The following is a 25,003-nucleotide window of genomic DNA, read 5'->3' as shown; positions in this document are numbered from 1 at the left end:
TTCCCTTGCTCATTGTATTACGACCGTGATCAATTATACAGGTTTGATGAGCGATTCTGCACCGTAGTTTTGTGCGCTAAAGTGTGATACATTCCTAGGGTCTGGTGGGATCTTCAGCCGACTTTATCAATGGAAAGATCATTTAAATATAAGATCGAACTTGATCCTTTTAATTTATCGCTAAAGAAGTAGGTATTGATCACATTACTGAAGACCTTCTAGCATGCTATTCCTCGACATTGAATCTAAATATGCTCGCTTAAATTGTTATCGTGAGCTTGGGGAGAAACAATATGTCTAGTTTGATCAATATCAATTCGTCGGCTCTATTAAGACTTAATTAGATCATCTATACATAGTGCTAGAAGTGTTGTGAAGGTCCTAAGCTATTTAAAAAGATTTCTTTTAATTATGACAAATCCTTCATTGTACATAGAAATTATTTGCATTTGATCTTCTCGTATAGCCAAATATTTTTTGCTATATACTTTCTAAGTTTTTGAAAAGACTTACAATATTCATTGAGAACTGCACTTTAGGTTCAATGACCTTGATGCTATACTGTCCTTCTTTATCTCTTGTAGACATTCAACTTGTACAATTAGAAACGTAGCGTTAACCATATAGTTCAAGTAATGGGCTGATGCCTTAATCTTCGCACAACAGTTTTGTTCAAATTGATTTGCTGGTGCTTGATATGCAATCGTATACAAATAGAAACACTGCATTAAATTCGAGTGGTTGACAAATGATCCTTAGATCTTTAATTCAATTACATGATTGCATCATTTAGGAGATAATGATACTTCGGCTAGATCTTATTATAACAGCGGCATTTGAATTTTGATTAGATCTAGTCATATCGATTCATCTTGAAAACACAATACTGATTATTTAAAGCCTTTGTACACAATATGTTATTTCTAGAGTTTTGAACAAAAAAAAGTTCCAAGCTTTACAGCTTGGAACTTTGAGTGGTTAATCGTTTAAATAGATTAGTTGACTCTGAAAGTCACTCTTCTTACCAATTGTCTAGCATCTGAACTATTTTTATCTACAGATGCATCTTCACCGTCACCGTTGTAGGAAAGTCTCGAAGCGTCAATTCCAGCAGCAACTAGTACATCATGTACCATTTTAGCTCTACGCTCAGAAAGATCTTTATTGTATTCAGGGCTTCCAATCTCATCTGCATATCCTGTAAGTGTGGCAGTCGCGCTTGGGTTGTCATTCATGTATTGCATGATAGTATTTACAGCTCCAAGAGAGTAGGTAGTTGGCTTTGTACTGTTGAATCTGAAGTATACGTTCACATAACCTTCGTTGATCAATTGTTTGATCAGGTTACCATTACTAGCGTTAGCTCCGTCGATGGCAGTTTGAACATCTGATTGGCTCGCATATCTAGAATCCAATGCACTTTCCATATCGTCAGGAATACCATTTTTGTTTAGGTCAATAGCACGTCCTTTGTTATCAACACGCACACCACTCTCAGTAGTGTTGTCTCTGTCGATATAGTTCGGCACACCATCTTTATCGTCATCAGCGTATTCCCTTGCCATTTGATCCATTGCTTCAGCAACTTCATCTACTTTAGCCTCTAACGGATCTTTTGCAAAATCAGCTGGAGCATTACCATTTCCTAAGTAGAATGAAATACCTACCGATGCATTTACCAAAAGTCCTTCAAAACCTCTTGTTGCATTTGGAAGTGGCAAACCATCCCATCCATAATCATTTCTAACTGTTCCGATCACCGTTAGGTCACCAAATAAAGCCACATTGTCAGCTAGTCTCAATTGCGGAGTTATACCAACCTGGAAATTAAGTTGTAAATCAGTACCACCATCAGGATTAAAATCGTCATTAGCAGGTAAAAAACCGATACCCATACCACCATGTCCGATAATACCAAAATTAGAGGTAGCTGCATCCAAATTCACGAAGTTGCCAAGATTTACAATACCCTCTAAAGTAGTACGATAATACTTTGTTTCGAATTCAATTGGAGAATCTTCATCGGATTGGATATCATTGTATCCGAATTCTAATCCAATACCAAAAGATCTTGTAAACATATAACGTACTCCAAGATCTACTTGGAATAAGTCTGGTGTGTTTGTAAAAGCACTACTGGCAAAAGGACGAGTAGGTTTGTGGACACCAGCTCCAAGGTCGATGGCCCATCTTTTAAAATTAGAAGAATCAGAATTCATTTCTGGTTCCATGTTTTCAGTTTCCTGAGCGTAGAGAATACCCGCGCACATCAAAAGTGTAAGTGTAAGTAATTTTTTCATAAGTTTAATTCTTGCTTTCAGCGACAAATATATGAATATATATGTGACTAGTACCAAAAAATCTACCTCAGTTCACACATAAAATAATGTTATAAATAATTAAATTTTTCTCAATCGATTTCGTCACCAACAATATATTCGTAAGAGTATCAATTTCCTTTTCAGGCATTTTGATGTACTTTTGCCCTCTAGAAGTCGTCAGATGAAAATAAAAGAAATATGTTGCATCGGTGCAGGGTATGTGGGTGGTCCAACCATGTCGGTCATTGCCTCAAAATGTCCTAACATCAATGTGACAGTTGTGGATTTGAATCAGCAACGCATCAATAATTGGAATGATGAAGATGTTACAAGGTTACCTATTTATGAACCTGGATTAGCCGATATCGTTGAGGAAGCAAGAGGTAGAAATTTATTTTTCAGTACCGATGTCGAATCAGCCATATCCAAGGCCGATATGATTTTTATTTCAGTGAATACTCCTACTAAGACCTATGGTATCGGGAAAGGTAAAGCTGCTGACCTGAAATACATCGAACTGTGTGCGCGACAAATAGCATCCGTTGCCAAAGAAGATAAAATCATTGTTGAAAAATCTACTTTACCTGTCCGTACAGCAGAGGCTTTGAAAAGTATATTGGACAACACGGGCAATGGAGTGCATTTTGACATCTTGTCTAATCCTGAATTTCTTGCCGAAGGTACCGCTGTTGATGATTTGCTTCGTCCTGATCGCGTATTGATTGGAGGAGAACAGACAGAACGCGGTCGTGCTGCGCAACAGGCATTGGTCGATATCTATGCCAACTGGGTTCCAAAAAATCGCATTCTTACCACTAATGTCTGGTCCTCAGAATTGTCTAAACTTACCGCTAATGCTTTTCTTGCCCAACGGGTGAGCTCTATTAATGCTTTATCAGAGCTTTGTGAGGTTACTGAGGCTGATGTGAGCGAGGTAGCTAGGGCTATTGGAACAGATTCAAGGATTGGGTCTAAGTTTCTAAAAGCTTCTGTAGGTTTTGGTGGGTCCTGTTTTCAAAAGGATATCTTGAATTTGGTTTACATCGCGCAGAGCTACGGTTTAAATGAAGTGGCTGATTACTGGGAACAAGTAATTATCATGAATGACCATCAAAAGAGGAGATTTGCTAAAAACATCGTAAAAACGCTTTTTAATACGGTAGCAGGAAAAAAAATTGTTCTCTATGGCTGGGCGTTTAAAAAGGATACCAATGATACGCGAGAGTCTGCAGCCATTTATGTTGCCGATTATTTACTAAGTGAACAAGCCAATGTTGTGGTTTATGATCCAAAGGTAACTGAAAAACAAATGATTGAAGATCTCAAATATCTTGGAACTCAATCTGATGTTGAGATTTCAGAACAATTGCAAGTAGTGGACGACCCTTATACCGCGGCCGAAGGATCTCATGCGATCGCCATTATGACTGAATGGGATGAGTTTATCAGTTATGACTGGAATGTCATCTACAAGGCTATGCTTAAACCAGCCTTCCTTTTTGATGGCAGGATGTTGTTGGATTCAGAAAAATTGGATGAGATTGGATTTCAAACCTACGTGATCGGAAAAGGATAGTGGTTAACCATCCAAAAAGTTAGACTTTACTACGATCAATAAAACCTTCCATTTTGAAAATACTTGTTACTGGAGCCGCTGGATTTATAGGAAGTAATCTTGTTGAATATTTTTTGAATAAGGGATACTTAGTTACAGGACTTGATAATTTTAGTACTGGTAAACGATCGAATATATCTTCGTTTGTCAACCTTGATAGTTTTGAATTTATCGAAGGGGATATCCGCGATTTGAATACCTGCCGTAAAGCAGTAGAAAACTGTGAATACGTGCTCCACCAGGCAGCATTGGGAAGTGTTCCCAGATCCATTAAGGATCCAATAACCTCAAACGAAGTCAATGTCGGTGGTTTTTTAAATATGTTGGTAGCCTGCAAAGATGCAAAGGTCAAAAAGATGATTTATGCTGCCAGTAGTTCGACCTACGGCGATTCAAAAGAGTTACCAAAAATTGAAGATCAAATTGGTAAGCCTCTTTCACCTTATGCTGTGACCAAATACGTCAATGAATTATATGCCGATGTGTTTTATAAAACCTATGGATTGAATACTATCGGTTTAAGGTACTTCAATGTTTTCGGTAGAAGACAGGATCCAGAAAGTACCTATGCTGCTGTTATCCCAATTTTCACCAAACAGTTAAAAAATAAAAAATCTCCAACTATCAATGGAGACGGCAGCTTTTCTCGAGACTTTACCTATATTGACAACGTAGTTCAGGCAAATGAGTTAGCCATGCTTACCTCAAATCCAAGGGCAGAAAATGCCATTTTTAATATAGCTTGCGGAGCACAAACAACACTTAACCAGCTGGTCGAACTGCTCAAGTACAACCTTTCTAAATTTGATCCAAAGATTGCAAATATTGCGGTAAATCATGCTTCAGAAAGGATCGGTGATATTCCTCATTCGCTCGCTGCTATCGATAAAGCGAGGCAGCTTTTGGGATATGAACCAAGCCATACCATTACTGACGGTATCGAGGAGGCAGTCAAATGGTATTGGGATAATTTATAATTTCGCTTTCGCGAAAGCGAAACAATTACAACTATGGATAAAAAGATCGCCATTATTGGATTAGGCTATGTTGGTTTGCCTTTGGCTCGTATTATGGCCACCAAGTACTCAGTAGTAGGATTTGATATTAATCAAAAGCGTATTGATCAACTTAATGCTGGTGAGGATAAAACACTTGAAATCGAAAGATCGCTGCTCCACAGTGTATTAAAATCAAAGCCAGATAATGATGTAGGGCTTTTTTGTACATATCAGACACAAGATCTTAAAGGGATCGATGTTTTTATTGTCACGGTACCTACACCGGTGGACCAAAATAATCGTCCGCTGTTAGGCCCATTAATCAAGGCCAGTGAAACAGTAGGAGGGGTGCTAGCGCCAGGAAATATTGTTATTTATGAATCGACGGTATATCCTGGAGCTACTGAAGAAGTCTGTGTACCCGTATTAGAAAGGGTAAGTGGATTAACGTTTAATCATGATTTTTACGTAGGATATTCGCCAGAGCGCATCAATCCAGGGGATAAACTGCACACCGTTGATAAAATCCTTAAAGTAACATCAGGTAGCACACCGGAGGCGGCAAAGCAAGTTGACGATTTATACAAGAGTGTAATTAGCGCTGGTACACATCTGGCCCCAACGATAAAGACAGCAGAAGCTGCCAAAGTCATAGAAAACTCTCAACGAGATATCAATATCGCTTTTGTTAACGAGTTGGCTAAGATTTTTAATTTACTTGATATTAACACGCAAGACGTACTAGAAGCAGCGGGTACAAAATGGAATTTCCTTCCATTCACACCAGGACTCGTAGGAGGGCATTGTATAGGTGTGGATCCATATTACTTGGCTCAAAAAGCTCAAGAGGTAGGATATCATCCTGAAATTATTCTGGCCGGTCGCAGAATGAACGATAGCATGGGTAATTATGTAGCCAGCGAAATTGTGAAACTTATGTTGTCCAGAGATATACCTGTGAAAGATGCCAAAGCTCTAGTTCTAGGTGTCACATTCAAAGAGAACTGTCCAGATGTGCGTAATACCAAGGTGATTGACTTGGTCCGACAGCTCGTGGAGTTTGGTCTATGTGTTGATGTTTATGATCCTCTTGCCAATCCTGAAGAAGTTCAGCAGGAATACGGTATCACAACGCTAAAAACACAGCCATCAGGACGATATCATGCCATTATTGGTGCAGTGGCTCATTCTGATTTTAATGATTTAGATATTCACGGATTGAAAGAATCTAATTCAGTGGTTTATGATGTTAAAGGCTTCCTCTTTGATGAGGCAGATAAACGACTATAGCAAGATGAAAAAAATACTTGTCACAGGTGGTGCTGGTTTTATAGGATCCCATGTAGTGCGCAGATTTGTCAAAAATTATCCTACTTACCATATCACAAATTTGGATGCACTTACCTATGCGGGAAACCTGGAGAATCTGAAAGATATAGAGGATTACGCTAACTACACTTTCGCGAAAGCGGATATAACGGATTATCCAGCAATTCTAAAAATCTTTAAGCAGGCCAATTTTGACGCGGTCATACATTTGGCGGCTGAGAGCCATGTAGATAGGAGTATAAACGACCCTATGGCATTTGTACGTACCAATGTATTGGGAACGGTAAATTTACTACAGGCGGCTAGGGAGACATGGGCGAGTTTTGAAGGGAAAAGATTTTACCATGTAAGTACAGACGAAGTTTATGGTTCGCTGGGTGAGAACGGTCTCTTTACTGAAGAGACCCCCTATGATCCGAATTCGCCGTACAGTGCCTCCAAAGCTAGTTCTGATCATTTTGTCAGGGCCTACGGTGAGACCTACGGCTTACCTTATTTGATCTCCAATTGTTCCAATAATTACGGTCCTAATCATTTTCCTGAAAAACTTATTCCTCTCTTTATCAATAACATCATTGAAAATAAACCTTTACCAGTTTATGGGGACGGGAATTATACCAGGGATTGGTTGTATGTCATTGATCATGCAGCAGCCATAGATCAGGCATTTCACAAAGGTAAAAATGGAGAAACCTATAATATAGGCGGGTTTAATGAATGGAAGAATATTGATTTAGTGAACTTACTATGTCAATTGATGGACGAGAAACTGGGACGTGAAGCGGGAGACTCGGCAAAGCTGATTACTTTTGTCAAGGACCGACCAGGACACGACTTAAGATACGCTATAGATGCTACAAAAATCAAGCATCAACTCGGGTGGGAGCCTAGCGTTACCTTTGAGGAAGGCCTGTCGTCCACCATTGATTGGTATTTGAATAATCAGGAATGGCTTACCAGAGTGACTAGTGGAGCTTATCAAACCTACTACAAAGAACAGTATGAATAGCGATTATCGCTTTCGCGAAAGCGAACCCAAAATAGCAAATTATGAAGATTGAAGCTACTTCAATAGATGAATGTTTTATTCTTAAACCTACAATCTTTCGGGATGACAGGGGTTTTTTTATGGAAAGTTTTAATCGGCAGAAATTTGCAGATGCTACCGGGCTGGATGTTGATTTTGTACAAGATAACCTGTCACAGTCTACCTATGGCGTGGTAAGGGGTTTGCATGCGCAAAAAGGTGTCAATGCCCAAGCAAAATTGGTCTCTGTACTTCAAGGGGAAGTACTGGACGTGGCGGTTGATTTGCGTAAAGGTTCTGCCACTTATGGAAAAGTAGTAAGCGTATTGCTGAACGAGACCAATAGGCATCAGCTTTTTGTCCCAAAAGGTTGTGTTCATGGATTTGCTGTTCTCAGTGAACAGGCCACATTTTTCTACAAATGCGATAATTTTTATGCACCAGCTGAAGAGTATGGCATCCGACACGATGAGCCTAGTTTAGGTATTGATTGGCGTATACCTGTGGATCAGCGCATTTTATCTGAAAAAGATCAATTATTGCCTTCCTTGGCAGACTTAAAATTTTAATATGAAAGGAATTATTTTAGCAGGAGGATCGGGTACTAGATTACATCCTTTAACATATGCCGTATCCAAACAATTACTTCCGATCTATGATAAACCCATGATCTATTACCCGCTAAGTGTCTTGATGCTGGCTGGTATTAGAGAGGTATTAATTATTTCTACGCCACATGACTTACCTCAGTTCAAACGATTATTTGGCGATGGCAGCCAGTTTGGTTTGTCATTGGTATATGCAGAGCAGCCCAGTCCCGATGGTTTAGCCCAAGCTTTTATTATAGGTGAGGAATTTATAGGTCAAGATGATGTTTGTCTAATTTTGGGGGATAATATTTTTTATGGAGCGGGTTTCTCCAAAGTTCTTCAGCAAACCGTTCAAAATGTTAAAGAAACAGGCAAGGCAACGGTTTTTGGTAATTACGTTACAGATCCAGAAAGATATGGAGTGGTAGCTTTTGACAACAATGGACAAGTGACCTCCATTGAAGAAAAACCTAAAAACCCGCAATCAAACTATGCCGTTGTGGGATTGTACTTTTACCCCAACGATGTTGTCTCTGTTGCAAAACAAGTTAAGCCCAGCGATCGAGGTGAATTGGAAATCACCAGTGTAAATCAATTTTACCTGAAGTATGGACGATTGGATGTGCAATTGTTAAGTAGGGGGTATGCGTGGTTAGATACAGGAACTCATGAATCCTTGTCCGAAGCCACTGAATTCGTCAAAGTGATCGAGAAACGTACAGGATTGAAAATTTCTTGCCTAGAAGAAATCGCCTATAAGATGGGGTGGGTCAGTAAACAACAGATCATTGATAGCATTGTAGATAAGAAAGGTGATTATTATGAATATTTAAGTTCGCATATCTGATGAGTTATACCGCTGGTGTACTCCATCAAAGTTCTTTTTTGAAATAAGTGAATTAAAACCTATTTGTTCGCTCAAAGCATTACCTTTGCAAAAAAAATAATCAACCAATTCATGAGTCACTCCAAAAAAGTGTTGATCGTCTTTGGGACCAGACCAGAAGCTATCAAAATGGCTCCCCTGGTTAAGGAATTCAATAAGTATTCATCAAGCTTTGATACGAGGGTGGCGGTCACTGCCCAGCATCGGGAAATGTTAGATCAGGTGCTGGATTTTTTTGATATCCAACCAGATTATGATTTGGATCTGATGAAGCCTGGCCAAAATCTTTATGGCCTGACAGCTGATATTATTTCTGGGATGAAAAATGTGCTGGAGGATTTTAATCCAGATTTTGTTTTTGTACATGGTGATACTACAACGACTATGGCGGCAGGTATCGCTTCTTTTTACAACCAGAGTAAGGTCTGTCATGTAGAGGCTGGGTTGCGCACGCACAATAAGTGGTCTCCATTTCCAGAGGAAATTAACCGACAAATTGCCGGGCGTGTAGCTGATTTTCATTTTGCTCCTACCAGTACAAGCGCCAAGAATCTACTCCAAGAGAATGTGCCAGAAGATCGTATTGTTATAACAGGAAATACTGTTATTGATGCGTTGTTGAATAGTGTTGAGCGGGTTCAGTCAGAGCCCTCTCCTATAATACAGTCACTGGATCAGCAACTAGGTGAAAGCGAAGTAATTTTAGTTACCGGTCATCGCCGTGAAAATCACGGTCAAGGCTTTGAAAATATTTGCACAGCACTGAAAAACATGGCTACGTCGTACCCTGATGTTCAAATTGTTTATCCAGTTCATCTGAATCCTAAGGTTCAAGAGCCTGTGAATCGTATTTTGGGAGGATTGACCAATGTTATGCTGATTGAGCCTTTGGCCTACCAAGATTTTATATGGATGATGAACCGCAGCAAGCTTATTATTACGGATAGTGGAGGGGTTCAGGAAGAGGCGCCTAGTCTAGGTAAGCCGGTGTTAGTTATGAGGGATACTACAGAGCGTCCTGAAGCGGTAGAGGCAGGAACGGTGATTTTGGTAGGAACAGATCCCGATCAAATTTATAACGAGGCGGTTGGTCTCTTGGAGAATAAAGAAAGATTTGAAAAAATGAGTGCGTTGCATAATCCTTATGGCGATGGGAAAGCTTGTGAGCGCATAGTCAAAACGATAATGGATCATAATGAATAAAAAGCCAGAAGTAGTAATGATCGGATTGGGTTACATAGGTCTACCCACCGCTGCGTTAATTGCGAGTAATAAGGTGCAGGTGCACGGTGTAGATATCAATCCGCAGGTGGTGGAAACTATCAATCAAGGTAAAATTCATATTATAGAGCCAGATCTGGATACTGCTGTGGCGACCGCTGTTGCAGAAGGGTACTTAGAAGCTTCAACCAGCGCCGTTGAAGCCGATACCTATTTGATCGTGGTGCCGACTCCGTTCAAAGATAAAAATGAACCAGATATATCTTTTGTTGAGGCGGCGACTAAAGGTATATTACCCTTATTAAAGAAGGGTGATTTGTACATCATTGAATCCACATCACCAGTAGGAACAACCGAAAAAATGGCTGATCTTATCTATTCTGAGCGACCAGAATTGAAAGGAGAGATTTTTATTGCCTATTGTCCTGAGCGTGTGCTCCCGGGAAATGTAATGCATGAGTTGGTTCATAATGATCGTGTGATAGGTGGGATCAATGAAGAAAGTACCTCCAAGGCACTGGCCTTTTATGAGAATTACGTAAAGGGGGAATTGCATCCAACCAACGCGCGTACAGCTGAGATGTGCAAATTGGTGGAGAATTCGTCAAGGGATGTACAGATTGCATTTGCCAATGAGTTGAGTTTGATTTGTGATAAAGCAGGTATCAATGTCTGGGAATTGATCAATTTGGCCAATAAACATCCGAGGGTGAATATTTTACAACCAGGTTGTGGAGTAGGTGGGCACTGTATCGCTGTAGATCCGTATTTTATTACAGCCGATTTTCCGATGGAATCTCAGATTATTGGAAAAGCGAGAGAGATTAATAATTATAAGAGTTTCTGGTGTGCTGAAAAAATTAAGTCGACCAAATTGGATTTTCAATTGAAGCACGGTAGAAAACCGTCTATTGCCCTGATGGGGCTCGCGTTTAAACCAAACATTGATGATTTAAGGGAGTCTCCGGCAAAATATATTGCCCAGAAAGTTCTGCAAGATGCTAACGACGAGGATTATTTTATTGTTGAACCCAATATTCAGGACCATAAGGTTTTTAAGTTGACGGATTATAGTGACGCTTTCGCGAAAGCGGATATAATCGCGTTTTTAGTTGCGCATGATGAGTTTAAAGGATTGCCTAAGGATTCTAACAAAGTAGTGTTAGATTTTTGTGGTGTGAAAAAATAAAAAGTAATGAGTTTAAATTTAGGAGGAAAGTCAATATTGATTACAGGAGGTACTGGTTCTTTTGGAAAAATGTTTACCAAGCTGATCTTGGACAGGTGTCCAGATGTGCATCGGCTAGTAATTTTGTCAAGGGATGAACAAAAGCATTTTCAAATGGCTCAGGAATTTAGTGAGGCAGAATTTCCGCAAATCCGATATTTTATCGGTGATGTGAGGGATAAGAATCGATTAATGAAAGCTTTTGAAGGTATTGATGTAGTTATACATGCTGCGGCAATGAAACATGTTCATTTGGCTGAATATAACCCGATGGAATGCGTTAAAACAAATATTAACGGTGCAGAGAATGTGATTGATGCAGCATTGGCTTGTAATGTAAAAAATGTAGTTGCACTGTCAACAGACAAGGCCGCGGCACCGATAAATTTGTATGGAGCTACTAAATTGGCTTCAGATAAATTATTCATAGCAGCCAATAATATCAAAGGAAAGCGAGATATCAAATTTTCTGTAGTTAGATACGGAAACGTTATGGGGTCGAATGGGTCGGTAATGCCGTTTTTCCTTAAAAAGCGAAATGAAGGTGCGGAATTTCTTCCTATTACAGATAATAGGATGACTAGATTCAATATCTCATTGGAGGATGGCTGTGAAATGGTTTTTTATGCGATTGAGAACGCATGGGGTGGTGAGGTATTTGTTCCTAAAATCCCTTCATACAAAATCCCAGACGTGGCAACAGCAATCGCTCCAGAATTAGAACAAAAAGAGATTGGAATTAGACCAGGAGAGAAATTACATGAAGAAATGATCACAGCCTCTGACTCCTTTAATACAGTTGATATTGGTAAATATTATGCTATACTGCCGCAACAATCACCATATTCTAAGTACACAAAGGAAGAATATAAGTCAGCTTTTAAAGGGGAGGATGTTCCAGACGGTTTTGCTTATGATTCTGGCACCAATACTGAATGGGAGACAGTGGAAAGTTTGAGAGCATTGGTGAAATTACACGTTGATTCAAATTTTGATATTTAAATTATGTCAAGTTCAATTCCCTACGGCCGTCAAGACATCCAGCAAGCAGACATAGATGCTGTTGTTGATGCATTGCAATCAGATTATCTTACCCAAGGACCTCGTATCGCTGAATTTGAGGAGCAATTTTCCGCTTACGTAGGAGCTAAATACGCAGTGGCCGTTTCCAACGGTACCGCAGCACTACATTTAAATGCTTTGGCTTTAAATGTTAAGCCTGGTGATAAGGTGATTACTACACCAATAACTTTTGCCGCAAGTGCAAACTGTGTAAGGTATTGCGGCGGGGAGGTTGTTTTTGCAGATATTGATCCGAAAACTTATTTGCTAGATGTCCAAAAGGTGAGACTGCTTCTTGAGGCTTCTCCCAAAGGCACGTATGCTGGTATCATTCCAGTTGATTTTGCAGGACGTGCCGTAAATTTGGAGGAATATAGACAGTTAGCTGATGAATATGATCTATGGATCATTGAAGATAGTTGCCATTCTCCAGGTGGGTATTTTGTGGACAGTAATGGTGAAAAGCAACATTGTGGAAATGGTAATTTTGCAGACTTAGCTATATTCTCTTTTCATCCAGTGAAACATATTGCCTGTGGAGAGGGAGGGATGATTACTACCAACAATGAAGAATTATATCATAAACTTCTGGCCTTGAGAACGCATGGTATTGTAAAGGATGAGTCGCTTTATACCAACTCAAAGGATTTTGCGTCAGCCGAGAAGAACAGCCAAGAGTATCCAGGTTGGTATATGGAAATGCAGGAATTGGGGTATAATTATAGGATTACTGATTTTCAGGCAGCGCTAGGGAGTAGTCAGTTGCAGCGAGCAGATCAGGGAATTCAACGCCGTATAGAGATAGCTTCTGTGTATAATGATGCTTTTGAGAATAAAAAATATATAAAAGGACAAAGTGGGGTAGTACCAGGACATGCTTACCACTTGTATGTGATTGAGGTAGATGATAGATTGGGTCTTTACAATTACCTCCGGGAAAATGGTATCTATGCTCAAATTCATTATATACCTTGCCATTTAATGCCTTATTATAGAGGTTTGGGGTGGAAAGAAGGAGATGTACCTTTTGCAGAGCGCTATTATTCAAGGTGTATCAGTCTTCCGATGTTTCCAAGCTTGACAGATGAAGAACAACATAGAGTTCTTGATAAGGTCAATGAATATTATGGGTAATTTGTGCATTATAACAGCAAGAGGAGGAAGTAAGCGAATTCCAAGGAAAAATATCAAACCTTTTTTGGGGAAACCTATCATTGCTTATTCTATTGAAGCAGCGCTTGATTCAGAATTATTTGACGAGGTAATGGTTTCCACTGACGATTTGGAGATAAAGGAAACTGCTGAACAATATGGTGCTAAAGTTCCTTTCTTAAGATCTGAGAAAAACGCAGATGATTATGCGACTACATTTGACGTAATTCAAGAAGTTGTGGATATTTATGAAAAGAAATATGGTTTATCTTTTGCTTCTGTTTGCTGTCTTTATCCAACAGCCCCATTCGTCAGTGCTAAAAAACTAAAAGAGGCTCATAAACTTTTGAATAGAGGAAATTTTGATTCTGTACTTCCAGTCATGCGATATGGATTTCCCATTCAACGAGCATTGCGACGAGATACACACGGAAATATAAAGTTTCTAGACATCGATCATATCAATACGCGTAGTCAGGATCTTGTGCCGTCGTATCATGATGCCGGTCAATTTTATTGGTTGACTCAAACTTGTATTAGTCGTGGGGTTTTAATCACTGAAAACTCTGGAGGACTTGAGATTAGTGAAATGGAAGGACAGGACATAGATAATGAAGTTGATTGGAAACTAGCTGAGCTAAAGTATGGACTCTTATAAGTGCTTGTCGACTCAAGAATATTCTAATCAAGAATATCGTTTGGTACCCATAAGAATGGAGGATCGACATGCCATTATGAAATGGCGTAATGAGCAGATGTACCATCTACGGCAAAACGAGCCGCTGACCACAGAGAAACAAGATAATTATTTCGTAAGTGTTGTTACGAAACTATTTTCAGAAGAAAAACCAGAACAACTGTTATTTTCTTTTTTGAAAGATGATGTTTGTATTGGTTATGGTGGATTGGTGCATATTAATTGGCAAGATAAAAATGCTGAAATATCATTTATAATGAAAACCGAGTTGGAGCAAAGCAGTTTTCAAAAGCTCTGGGGTGTGTATTTGGATTTAATAGAGCAAATAGGATTTAAAGAGCTCAATCTACATAAATTATATGTTTATGCGTTTGATCTAAGACCGCATCTATACAAAGCTATTGAAGCAAAACGATATTTTAATGATGCTAGACTGAAAGATCATTGTTTATTTAATGGTGAATATGTTGATGTGGTTATACATTCAAAAATAAATGGTCAGGCATGAATATAGCATTACTTTGTAGTGGAAATTTGGGATATGAGATGCTCAAATACTTGCACCAGGGGTCATATCATTTATCCTGCGTGTTGACGGACTCAAAATCCAAGAATATCATTGAATATACTCAAGAAAACTCTATTGCATTGTTTGTTGGTAATCCTCGGGGTGGTAAAGCATACGCTGAGGTTAGTCATTTAAATGTAGAGGTCCTGCTATCCGTAAATTATTTATTTTTGATAGAAGAAGATCTCATTCAATGGCCGACTAACATAGCCGTAAACGTTCATGGTTCTTTGCTTCCTAGATATAGAGGACGTACTCCACATGTGTGGGCTATTATTAATGGAGAAACACAAGCTGGAATAACGCTTCACGAAATCGAACTTGGTTGTGATACAGGAGATGTTATCGAACAAATAGTGGTGGACATAACGCCTGAGATGACGGGCGCTAAACTTCTAAGCATTTATGAAGGATTATATCCTAAACTGGTGAACACGTTTCTTATTAATTATCAAGATTCCCAACTTGTTAAACGGACACAAAACGAGAAACAGGCCACCTATTTTGGCAAGAGGACTCCAGAGATGGGGAAGATAAACTGGAACTGGTCAAAGGATCGAATTTGCAATTGGGTAAGAGCCCAATCCGAGCCATATCCAGGTGCGTATGCTTGTTTTATGGATCATAAAATTATTATCGATAAGGTGAAAAAAAGCGATATGGGATTCCATTACGAAATGCCCAATGGATATGTACTGTCGACTGATCCTTTAACGATCAAGTGTCCAGATGGAGCACTTGAAATAATAAAAACACGTCATAAGATCAGGGCAGAATTTTTGTTAAATAAAAAACTAGAATCATGAAAATTGGTGAATTTGATATTCAAGAAGGTAGTCCCTGTTTTATAATTGCTGAACTGTCTGCAAATCATAATGGTAATTTAGATGTAGCACTGCAAACCATCGAGGCAGCAAAAAGAGCTGGTGCCGATGCAATAAAACTGCAAACCTATACACCAGATACATTAACCATTGATGTAAATAATGATTATTTTAAAATAGACAGTGGCTCATTGTGGGACGGTAAAACTTTATATGAGTTGTACAGTGAAGCTTATACGCCATGGGAATGGCATGAAGCACTTTTCAAGAAAGCTAAAGATTTAGACTTGATTTGTTTTTCTTCCCCATTCGACCACAGTGCTGTGGATTTTTTGCATGAATTAGATGTTCCAGCTTATAAGATTGCATCTTTTGAAATTCAGGATATCCCTCTGATTAAATATGCCGCATCCCAGGGAAAACCAATGATCATGTCCACAGGTATTGCTACTGAAGATGATATTGAATTAGCCATTAAGACATGTAGGCAAGCTGGCAATAATGAAATTATCTTACTTAAATGCACTTCGTCTTATCCAGCACCACTTGAATTGGCAAATCTTAAAACTATCACTGACATGGGGAAGCGTTTTGGTGTCGAAGTTGGATTTAGCGATCATACATATGGTTTTATTGCTCCAGTTGTAGCTGTTTCATTGGGCGCAAAAGTTATTGAAAAACATTTTATTTTAGACAAATCCATAGGTGGGCCAGACGCTGATTTTTCTTTAGATGAATCTGAGTTTAGAGAGATGGTAAACGCCGTCAGGGATGCCGAAAAACTTATCGGTTCAGTCGATTATTCAGTTACTAAAAAAGTAGAGAAAAATAGAAAGTTTGCAAGGTCATTGTTTGTAGTTCAAGATATCAAGAAAGGTGAAGTGGTAACCGATAAAAACGTCCGCTCTATCCGTCCAGGATATGGAATGCATCCTAAATATTTGGATCAAATAATTGGAAAGCCTTTTTTGACAGACCTGAGTAAAGGAACTCCGATGAAGCTTGATTATCTGGATGTATAAATACTTTTTGAAATACAAAGGTGTAATTTTATTTTCTTCTTTAAAATATTTGGAAATAGGAATTACAGCCTTGACTACGTTTATCGTGGCTGAAGAATTAGGTCCTGGTGAGATGGGCAAATCTATACCTATCTTTCTTTTCCTCACTTATTCAGCTTATCTGACTTTGGGTATCAATCAAGTGATGATTAAGAATTACAAAAAGTTACAATCGAATAAGGAAGAACAAGACTTTTTGATCATTAACCTTCAATACCATTTACTGGCAGGTGCTATAGCAATTACCCTAAGTTATATTTTACTAAGTAACGAATACTGGTTGTTTGTTGGCTTCCTTTCCGCATTTACCATTTTGAGAAGTTATTTTATGACTTATTTCAGGGTAATAGATCGAATACACGTTTTAAATAAAAACAACATCATTTTTTCCCTATTATTCTTGATTGGTGTATTGGTATTCGTAGAGAATCTGTATCAATATGTTTTGATATGGGCGATTTCTATGGCTATAGGTATTATATGTTATTTTATAGATGCATATAAAATGCTAAATACTATAAGGAAAAGATTTCTAACATTGAATTTTGATTTATTGAAAAAATTGATTGTTGAAGGAGTTAAGTTAATTGGAATTGGAATCATCACTACAATTTTGCTCACTTTTGACCGACTGATTTTAAATGAATTGGATTTGCAAAAAGATATACTAGGTAATTATCAGGTGGCTGACTTTTTTGGAAAGGCCTTTTATATGATCGCGACCACTGTGTTGTTTTATTATTATCCTAAAATGATCTATAGATTACAAAATGAACATGCTTACAGGGTGATTTTCTTTAAAAAAGTCATTCTTGTCAATATAATTCTGGTAGTATTCCCTGTATGCTCGTTTTTTTTTATTGAATTGATTCAACTTCATTTTTTCACCAATTATGATTTATTAAGTCATTTCACTTTATTTAATGTCTTGATCAAATCCCTAGTGTTTTCCAGCTCATTATTTTCTTTGATTTTTATTTCTGTAAACAAAGAAGTTTCATATTTGAGAAATTATGTGCCTCTTCTTGCGATTGTAGCCGGAGCATATTTTTACGTAAAATTTTATGACATTGATTATAGATTGATTGGATTCGTATTACTAAGTGTATTGATGCTTACTATATTTACGCAATATCGAGCATGCGCAAAGATTATTTTTAAAACCAATGAGTAAATATTTCAAGTTTTATCTAAGATCACTTCCTTTTTTGGGTCTTCTCGGAATATTTTTAAGTGCTCTGAGAACCGCCTTGGAGAGCACGGCGACGGTTTATCTACTAATTGCAACAGCTGTATTAGATTGTTTTGTAGTCATTATTGGTCGTAAATACCTAAACCGGCCATTCATTTACTTTATTTGTCTCCTTCTTTTGATTAGTATTTTCGTTGGTTTATTTAACGGTGTTGAACTATCACGACGGTATATAACTGATGTAACCAATCCTTTATTTTTTTTCTGTAAGGTCTATATTTTTAAGGAATATTGGCAAAGAAATGATTTTCAATCCTACGTTAAATTCTATTCAAAAATTGCATTTTTAGGTAGTGTAGTTCTATTACCCGTAGCTTATTATATTTACAGTTCTGCGGGAGTGAATAGAGTTGCTATTTTCCCGCCATTAGAATTGCCTTTTGCCCAGTATTTCAATGGTAATTTCATTTATCTTATTGCAGCTCTGCTACTCATATTGCTTTATGGCAAGAGAGCTCAATTATTTGGAGCCATCGCAACATTTATCGCGGGAGTCTTATTATTTAAAAAAAGACAAATCATCAGATATTTATTTCTAGGGGTCGCCGGAGTATTTTTGTTAGTTTTCTTATTTCAGGAGTACAGTGACAATAATGCAATTCGTAGGCTAAATTATTCCTATGAAAAGTTTCAGGAAGGTAGTAATTGGGAAGAGGGTTTGGCTTTAATAAGTGCAGGCCGGGATGATGAAATTAATTCCATTCTTCAACTAGTCAAAACAGACGCCGATTATTTTTTTGGTTTAGGGGTCGGGTTTACTTATGATTTGGGTGTTTATATCGATAAGGATGTTGCCAATGTACATTTTTCTCCAATTGGCTTTTGGTCAAAATACGGTATTGTTTTTACATTAACAATATACATATTTTTAATTCGAGGTTTAACTCTTAGGCCTAAGATTAAGGATCTAGGCTACAAAATTGCTTACCTTACATTTTTATTTTGCTTCATAGAATCTTTTTTCTCTTATTCCTTATTTGTTACCCCTTTAACAGCGATCAGTCTTGGTTATCTCTATAAGGATAATAAAATTTAGTATATGAAAACAATTTTCATAAATTTTGAAGGTCAATCATCTTTCAAAGATCAGGTTGATGTGGTGATATCAAAGAATGAAATTGTTTGCTTGCAAAGAGGGTTGAAATCTCTAAGTTTTGATCGCGAATTCGTCTTATCTGAGTTTTCAAAGGTCAAAGAGGCTATTAGAAATAGTGATTTCTCAGAACTTTTAAATGGGATGCAACCGGCTTTGTCAAGATCGGTTTTTATCCCCTTAGGCCAATGGTTGACCACTATAAAATATGCGATTGAAAACAACTATATAACAAAGGAAGACTCTGTAATCATTCAAAAATCTGGAAAAAAGATCAACATTTCCATGATGGAGGCTGAAGGAGAAAGTCAAACCAATTTTTTATATGACTATAGTTTTTTTTTAGCGCCAATTGTGATTCAGTATTTGCGTTTAAATGGAGTAAATAGCATTACAACCAAAGAAACATCCATCTTCAACTCAATAAAATTTTATATTCGAGGACTTTCTTTTATACATTTAAAATTTTTTCAGCAATGTATATACAAGATATTTTATTGGTTTCACTCCCGTAAATGTGATACTTCCCAGTCGGAAATCCTTTTTACAACCAGGGGTCTAATTCAATCACAATTTATTAAGAATATCCAACAAGTATTTTTTCATAAAAAAACCGCAATTTTTGCAGTAGAAAGTTCAATTTTCCCTTTCAGAAATTATCGTTATCTACATTGGTCCAAAGTAGATTTCTCTTACGGAGAAGGAATTTTACCTGTATATCAAATAATTTCTGACTACATCCAGATAGTTAAAAAATTCCTTTCGATCTCTTTGCTTGCTGCTCCGACCAAATGTAAATTTTTTGGTCTAAGTTTAAATTTAAATAAGTGTTTGGCAGATATAGCCATATATGAGTACTATTGTTCAACACTTGGGAAAGCTTTGAAGCACGAGCTAAAAAATAATGATAAGAGAAAAACGATCGTATGTTTTGACATGCTTTCACCACAGCCATATTATGTAAAATGTTTGAATCCTAATCAGCGTGTTGTCCAAATTCAAACAACACTTATGGCCAGTTTAAAACAAGAAAATTATGTTTTTGGTGATAAATTCTATTTTTCTGATCGGGAAACATATAACAATCATTCTATAATTAATCATGAATTAGTTCATGTGTTGGATGTACTACCGGATATCAAATATTCAGTTATTCACGACATCGAGAAAATAAAAAATGAAAAAAGAATAATATATTTTACTCAGCCTATCTTCCAAGAGGATGAGGGCGTCATCATACAATTGCTGAAAGAGTATTCCGAATCTTCAGAACTGGACTTCATGATAAAATTACACCCAAGGTCTAGAAAAGCTGAATATTCAACTCACAACGTTCCTTTTGTCCATGATAATGCTGACTCGATTGAAACAATAAAGATGGCGGAGGTTGTAGCTACCAGAAATTCATCGATTGGCTACGACGCTTGGAAATTAGATGTTCCAGTGCTATTTTTTGTCAATGGAAAGCTAAAAAATACTGGAATTGATTATATACCTGATGAGTATCAAGGCACTTTTAAGTATTTGCCGTCTATTCAGCAGATTTCTAATTTCGTGGATAACAAACAGCTATATTTTCATGACTACGGTAGGTTTAAAATTTCCGAAGAGGAGAGACAAGCATTAAAAGAAAAAGTCCAAAACCAATTTTAATTTTATACTTCTTTTGACCTTAGATTGACAAAAGCATTCAGTTAACCATTTTTCTGTAAAGCTTAATACATCCCACTTATGGGTATATGATAATCGTTTCTCACCCATTGCAATAAAAAACCATTGATACTAAAGGACATACTTTATATAGCATTTGATTACTCAAAAATCCATAAATATTAAGAAAAAATGGATATCTCAAAAATCACTTTATTTCTTCATACACTTAGGTTTTTAAAACCTATTCAAGTGTATTACCGTTTTTTCTATTTGATTAGGAAATTATTTTACCGAGTACCTAGAAAAGAAGAAAAATCAGACATCAACTATATTTCTTTTCATGAAAGATATGATTTTCCAATATATAGCGCAAAAACGTATTTTGAGCCTGATACTTTTAATTTTCTGAATCAGAAAAAAACTTTCTCAGGAGCTATCGACTGGAACTACTTGGGTTATGGCAAATTATGGTGTTATAACCTTAACTATTTTGAATTTTTGGAACAAAAGGACATGAGCAAGGAATTCGGCTTAAATTTAATCTTGTCCTATATCAAAAGTGAGCCCGATTTAAAAGATGGTCTAGAGCCTTACCCTATATCTCTAAGAATTATTAACTGGTTTAAGTTTCTGACAAAGCATCAAGTGGCAAATAAAGAGATTCATCAGTCTTTAAAATGGTACAGTGATATATTATATGTGAATATTGAATATCATATTTTGGGTAATCATATATTGGAAAACGGATTTGCACTACTGTTTTCAGCCCATTTTTTCAGAGATCCTCGATATTTAAAAAAAGCTAAGAATATCCTTCAATCAGAGCTAAATGAACAGATACTATCTGATGGAGCCCATTTTGAACAGTCTCCTATGTATCATCAGATCATTTTGTATAGACTTTTGGATGCTATCTATCTCATTGAAGAATGTAAATGGGTAGGAGAGATGAGTACAACCTTAAGAGGTCATGCAGCCAAAATGCTCACATGGCTAATGAATATTGGTTTTTCAAATGGACAAATACCTCTTGTTAATGACAGCGCGTCCGGTATAGCACCAGAAACAAGTCTTTTAGTTGAGTATGCCCGTCAACTAAACATTTTTCCAATAGCTAATCTAACATTGGGAGAAAGTGGTTACCGGATGATTCGTCTTGATCATGCAGAGGTATTGTTTGATGTAGGTAATATTACCGCCACTTACCAAGCAGGCCATCATCATAGCGACGCACTACAAGTGTTGTTGAATTGGAATAATCAACCAATTCTGGTCGATACAGGTGTTTCCACCTACGAGAAGAATGAAAGAAGACAATTAGAGCGAAGTACCAGTTCGCACAACACGGTACATTTTTCAAATGAAAATTTTGACAATGTTTGGGGAGGGTTTAGAACTGCACAACGATCAAAGGTTCAGCTAGTCGAGGATAGTAATAATATTGTTTCGGCCAGCGTTTGTCACTATATAACGAAGGAAACCTTCGTCCGAAAACTTACATGTGTCAATGATTTGATCATTATTGAGGATCAGGTCTCGTATAATGGGCCAGTTATGGCTTTCTTTCATTTTCATCCAGATTGCAAATTGAAGTTAGTGAATGATCACAGTTTTTACGTGCTGCCCTACGATATTTGTTTTACATTTGTTGGTGCTCAAGCTAGCTTCATTGAACCGTATAATTTGGCTACAGGTTATAATCAGCTTATCCCATCTCAAAGGATTAAAATCGTTTTCAAAAACAGACTTAGTACTAGAATAGCTATATGAGAATACTCTTTCTTACATTTTATTTTGAACCAGACTTATCTGCGGGCTCTTTTAGAAATACACCTCTTTTTAAAGCATTACTGGAAAAGCTTCCCTCAGATTACATCATTGATGTCATCACCACAGTGCCAAATCGATATTCCAGTTTTAAAGTAGACAGTGATGCTTATGAAAATTATTCTTCCAATTCTCATATACACAGGATTAAAATTCCAAGACATACAAACGGATTGTTAGGGCAAATAAACTCATTCAAAACATTTTACTTCCACGCAAATAAAATTGCCAAAGGAAAAAAGTATGATCTGGTTTATGCCTCCTCCTCAAGGTTGTTCACCGCCTTCTTAGGGGCACGCATTGCTCAAAAAAACAATGCTAAGTTGTATTTAGATATTAGAGATATTTTTAGAGAGAGCATCGTGGAGATTTTTTCAAATGGTCTGACAAAGAGAGGATTAGATTTACTGCTAAGGCCTGTAGAATCCTATACTTTTAATAGGGCTGCGCATATCAACTTAGTTTCAAAAGGCTTTGCTTCCTATTTTTCAAAATATAAAGCTCAACTAAGTTTCTTTACCAATGGTATTGACGAGGAATTCTTGCACAATCTCGAGAAAAATACCGAGTCTCCTACCTCGTATCCTAAAATAATTGTTTACGCTGGTAATATGGGGGAAGGTCAAGGTCTCCATAAAATTGTCCCAGACATGGCAGAAAAACTAGGGAGCGATTACAAATTTAAAATCATTGGAGATGGTGGCAAAAGACAAGAACTTCAGGATCAAATCACTCAAAGAGAAATTGACAATGTAATAATTTTGCCGCCAGTGCAAAGAGCTGAATTATACGATATCTACACTGAAGCAGATTATTTATTTTTGCATTTAAATGATTATAACGCCTTTGAAAGAGTTTTACCCTCCAAATTGTTTGAATATGCTACCTTTCCCGTTCCCATTATTGCAGGAGTCGCTGGCTATGCTGAAGAGTTTGTAAAGAGTGAGCTAAGTAATTATATTCTCTTTGCTCCAAATAATGTTGACGATTTCATGCAAAAAATCAAAGAGTACGATTATCATAAGGAAATGAGAACCTCATTTGTGAACAAGTATAGAAGACACCATATAAATTTAAAAATGGCGGACTCCATCAAATCTTATCTTAATGAATAGGATTATTGTTTCTGGTGCAACTGGCTTTGTAGGAGTCAATCTCGTCCCTTATCTTAACCAAAGTGGTTGTCAGGTAGAAGTCTTGTCTAGGTCCACTGATGCTAATCTGGCTTATAAAAACTTAGAGTCGAAAGACCTGAGTAAATACAATAGTTTTATTCACCTGGCAGGTAAGGCTCATGATCTTGAAAAAACATCAAATCACGAAGATTATTTTAAAGTAAATTTTGAACTGACCAGAGACCTTTTTGAACTTTTTCTAGACTCAGAATGTCAAAAATTTATTTTTTTTAGTTCCACTAAGGCAGTTGCAGATACCGTAAATGAAGTGTTGACAGAATCCCACGACTATAATCCGCTTACACCTTATGGTCAATCCAAGGCGATGGCAGAAAAATATTTGCTTAGTCAAAAGATACCTTCTGATAAGTCTGTGTATATATTGCGCCCTTGCATGATTCATGGCCCTGGTAATAAGGGTAACTTGAATCTTCTGTATAACCTTGTCGATAAAGGTATACCGTATCCATTTGGGAAGTACCACAATTCGCGCTCTTATTTATCGATTGATAATTTGTGTTTTCTTATCGATCAAATAATAAAGGGTCAGAACTTACCTTCTGGAGTATACAATCTTGCCGATGATCAGTCAATTTCCACAAATGAGGTTGTGGGATTAATAGGTCAGACCTTAGGTAAAAACGCAAGAATTTTCAATGTCCCAAAATTTTTAATTGGGGCAATTGCAAAACTTGGGGATATCATGCCTTTACCCATCGACTCTGAAAAGAAAAAGAAGCTAACAGAAAACTATGTAGTGTCAAATTATAAAATCAAAAAGGCCTTTGGGCTCGATGTTTTGCCTGTTAATACAAGTGAGGGTTTGATTAAGACATTTCAGAGTTTTACAAGTAAGTCTGTATGATACGAATATTCGATTTTATATTTTCCCTTTTAGGGGTTTTGTTTTTATGGCCAGTTATACTGATTATTATGATTTTAGGTTATTTTGACACAGGATCACCTTTATTTCGACAGAGACGATTAGGTAAAGGAAGAGAAACTTTCATTCTATTAAAATTTAGGACTATGAGCGTTGATACAAAGTCCGTAGCCACCCACTTAGCTCAGAAAAGTTCAATTACTCCACTGGGAGGATTTTTGAGAAAATCTAAACTTGATGAATTACCTCAGTTGATCAATGTATTAAAGGGTGAGATGAGCCTGGTTGGGCCTAGACCTAATCTCGAAAATCAAGAGGAATTGATTGAACAAAGAGAAAAACAAGGTGTGTATGATTATCTTCCAGGTATCACCGGACTTGCTCAAATAAAAAATATTGACATGTCTACTCCCAAACTGCTCGCAGAAGTTGATGCCAAAATGCTTAAAAATTTGACGATCAAAAAATATTTCCAATACATATTCATGACTATTGCTGGTAAAGGTTCAGGGGATAACGTGATTAATCCTTAATCAATTGA

At 37.2% G+C, this 25,003-nt stretch carries 22 protein-coding genes; 21 read left to right on the top strand and 1 reads right to left on the bottom strand.

Annotated features, from left to right (window positions below):
- Positions 1–995 precede the first annotated feature (995 nt).
- A complete protein-coding gene (locus EGM47_RS10900; RefSeq protein ID WP_240642418.1) occupies positions 996–2,300 on the bottom strand; it encodes an OmpA family protein in 1,305 nt (434 codons plus the stop codon).
- A 202-nt stretch (positions 2,301–2,502) separates the two neighbouring features.
- Between EGM47_RS10900 and EGM47_RS10895 the strand changes: the two genes are divergently transcribed.
- The 21 genes from EGM47_RS10895 to EGM47_RS10795 all read left to right on the top strand — a co-directional run bounded on the left by EGM47_RS10895 (position 2,503) and on the right by EGM47_RS10795 (position 24,995).
- The gene (locus tag EGM47_RS10895; protein ID WP_124980838.1) at positions 2,503–3,897 is read left to right on the top strand and encodes a UDP-glucose 6-dehydrogenase; all 1,395 of its coding nucleotides are present in this window, start codon (positions 2,503–2,505) and stop codon (positions 3,895–3,897) included.
- 50 nt (positions 3,898–3,947) lie between these two features.
- Complete coding sequence (locus EGM47_RS10890; RefSeq protein ID WP_124980837.1) at positions 3,948–4,913, top strand: SDR family oxidoreductase; 966 nt, start codon at positions 3,948–3,950, stop codon at positions 4,911–4,913.
- A gap of 33 nt (positions 4,914–4,946) precedes the next feature.
- The gene (locus tag EGM47_RS10885) at positions 4,947–6,224 is read left to right on the top strand and encodes a nucleotide sugar dehydrogenase (RefSeq protein ID WP_124980836.1); all 1,278 of its coding nucleotides are present in this window, start codon (positions 4,947–4,949) and stop codon (positions 6,222–6,224) included.
- A gap of 4 nt (positions 6,225–6,228) precedes the next feature.
- Positions 6,229–7,272 (top strand): dTDP-glucose 4,6-dehydratase, encoded by a 1,044-nt coding sequence (gene rfbB, locus EGM47_RS10880; protein WP_124980835.1) that lies wholly within the window; start codon positions 6,229–6,231, stop codon positions 7,270–7,272.
- A 41-nt stretch (positions 7,273–7,313) separates the two neighbouring features.
- Positions 7,314–7,859, top strand: a complete 546-nt coding sequence (gene rfbC, locus EGM47_RS10875) for a dTDP-4-dehydrorhamnose 3,5-epimerase (RefSeq protein WP_124980834.1) — start codon at positions 7,314–7,316, stop codon at positions 7,857–7,859.
- Between the two features lies 1 nt (position 7,860).
- The gene (rfbA, locus tag EGM47_RS10870; protein ID WP_124980833.1) at positions 7,861–8,727 is read left to right on the top strand and encodes a glucose-1-phosphate thymidylyltransferase RfbA; all 867 of its coding nucleotides are present in this window, start codon (positions 7,861–7,863) and stop codon (positions 8,725–8,727) included.
- Positions 8,728–8,838: 111 nt separating this feature from the next.
- Positions 8,839–9,969, top strand: coding sequence for a non-hydrolyzing UDP-N-acetylglucosamine 2-epimerase (gene wecB, locus EGM47_RS10865; RefSeq protein ID WP_124980832.1), 1,131 nt, complete (start codon positions 8,839–8,841; stop codon positions 9,967–9,969).
- A complete protein-coding gene (gene wecC, locus EGM47_RS10860) occupies positions 9,962–11,176 on the top strand; it encodes a UDP-N-acetyl-D-mannosamine dehydrogenase (RefSeq protein ID WP_124980831.1) in 1,215 nt (404 codons plus the stop codon). Before wecB ends, wecC begins: the two co-directional genes overlap by 8 nt.
- 6 nt (positions 11,177–11,182) lie before the next feature.
- On the top strand, positions 11,183–12,217 hold the full coding sequence (gene pseB / locus EGM47_RS10855) for a UDP-N-acetylglucosamine 4,6-dehydratase (inverting) (protein ID WP_124980830.1): 1,035 nt from the start codon (positions 11,183–11,185) through the stop codon (positions 12,215–12,217).
- 3 nt (positions 12,218–12,220) lie between these two features.
- A complete protein-coding gene (pseC, locus tag EGM47_RS10850; protein WP_206052157.1) occupies positions 12,221–13,411 on the top strand; it encodes a UDP-4-amino-4,6-dideoxy-N-acetyl-beta-L-altrosamine transaminase in 1,191 nt (396 codons plus the stop codon).
- Positions 13,362–14,087 (top strand): pseudaminic acid cytidylyltransferase, encoded by a 726-nt coding sequence (pseF, locus tag EGM47_RS10845; RefSeq protein WP_240642416.1) that lies wholly within the window; start codon positions 13,362–13,364, stop codon positions 14,085–14,087. Before pseC ends, pseF begins: the two co-directional genes overlap by 50 nt.
- Complete coding sequence (locus tag EGM47_RS10840) at positions 14,074–14,634, top strand: GNAT family N-acetyltransferase (RefSeq protein WP_124980828.1); 561 nt, start codon at positions 14,074–14,076, stop codon at positions 14,632–14,634. The genes pseF and EGM47_RS10840 overlap by 14 nt, the downstream gene beginning before the upstream one ends.
- Positions 14,631–15,500, top strand: a complete 870-nt coding sequence (locus EGM47_RS10835; protein ID WP_124980827.1) for a methionyl-tRNA formyltransferase — start codon at positions 14,631–14,633, stop codon at positions 15,498–15,500. The genes EGM47_RS10840 and EGM47_RS10835 overlap by 4 nt, the downstream gene beginning before the upstream one ends.
- Positions 15,497–16,540, top strand: a complete 1,044-nt coding sequence (gene pseI / locus EGM47_RS10830; RefSeq protein ID WP_124980826.1) for a pseudaminic acid synthase — start codon at positions 15,497–15,499, stop codon at positions 16,538–16,540. The genes EGM47_RS10835 and pseI overlap by 4 nt, the downstream gene beginning before the upstream one ends.
- 7 nt (positions 16,541–16,547) lie before the next feature.
- Entirely contained in the window at positions 16,548–17,753 is a 1,206-nt protein-coding gene (locus EGM47_RS10825; protein WP_124980825.1) for an MATE family efflux transporter, read from the top strand.
- Positions 17,746–18,867, top strand: coding sequence for a hypothetical protein (locus EGM47_RS10820; protein ID WP_124980824.1), 1,122 nt, complete (start codon positions 17,746–17,748; stop codon positions 18,865–18,867). Before EGM47_RS10825 ends, EGM47_RS10820 begins: the two co-directional genes overlap by 8 nt.
- Before the next feature lie 3 nt (positions 18,868–18,870).
- Complete coding sequence (locus tag EGM47_RS10815) at positions 18,871–20,577, top strand: hypothetical protein (RefSeq protein WP_124980823.1); 1,707 nt, start codon at positions 18,871–18,873, stop codon at positions 20,575–20,577.
- 189 nt (positions 20,578–20,766) lie between these two features.
- Positions 20,767–22,347 (top strand): heparinase II/III family protein, encoded by a 1,581-nt coding sequence (locus EGM47_RS10810; protein WP_124980822.1) that lies wholly within the window; start codon positions 20,767–20,769, stop codon positions 22,345–22,347.
- A complete protein-coding gene (locus tag EGM47_RS10805; protein ID WP_124980821.1) occupies positions 22,344–23,519 on the top strand; it encodes a glycosyltransferase family 4 protein in 1,176 nt (391 codons plus the stop codon). The genes EGM47_RS10810 and EGM47_RS10805 overlap by 4 nt, the downstream gene beginning before the upstream one ends.
- Entirely contained in the window at positions 23,512–24,444 is a 933-nt protein-coding gene (locus EGM47_RS10800; RefSeq protein WP_124980820.1) for an NAD-dependent epimerase/dehydratase family protein, read from the top strand. The genes EGM47_RS10805 and EGM47_RS10800 overlap by 8 nt, the downstream gene beginning before the upstream one ends.
- Positions 24,441–24,995, top strand: a complete 555-nt coding sequence (locus EGM47_RS10795; protein WP_124980819.1) for a sugar transferase — start codon at positions 24,441–24,443, stop codon at positions 24,993–24,995. The genes EGM47_RS10800 and EGM47_RS10795 overlap by 4 nt, the downstream gene beginning before the upstream one ends.
- Positions 24,996–25,003 lie beyond the last annotated feature (8 nt).

The organism is Nonlabens xiamenensis (assembly GCF_003865345.1).
Classification (GTDB): Bacteria; Bacteroidota; Bacteroidia; order Flavobacteriales; family Flavobacteriaceae; genus Nonlabens; species Nonlabens xiamenensis.
Note: the sequence above shows the minus strand (reverse complement) of the source record. Positions and strands in the feature narration are given on the sequence as shown.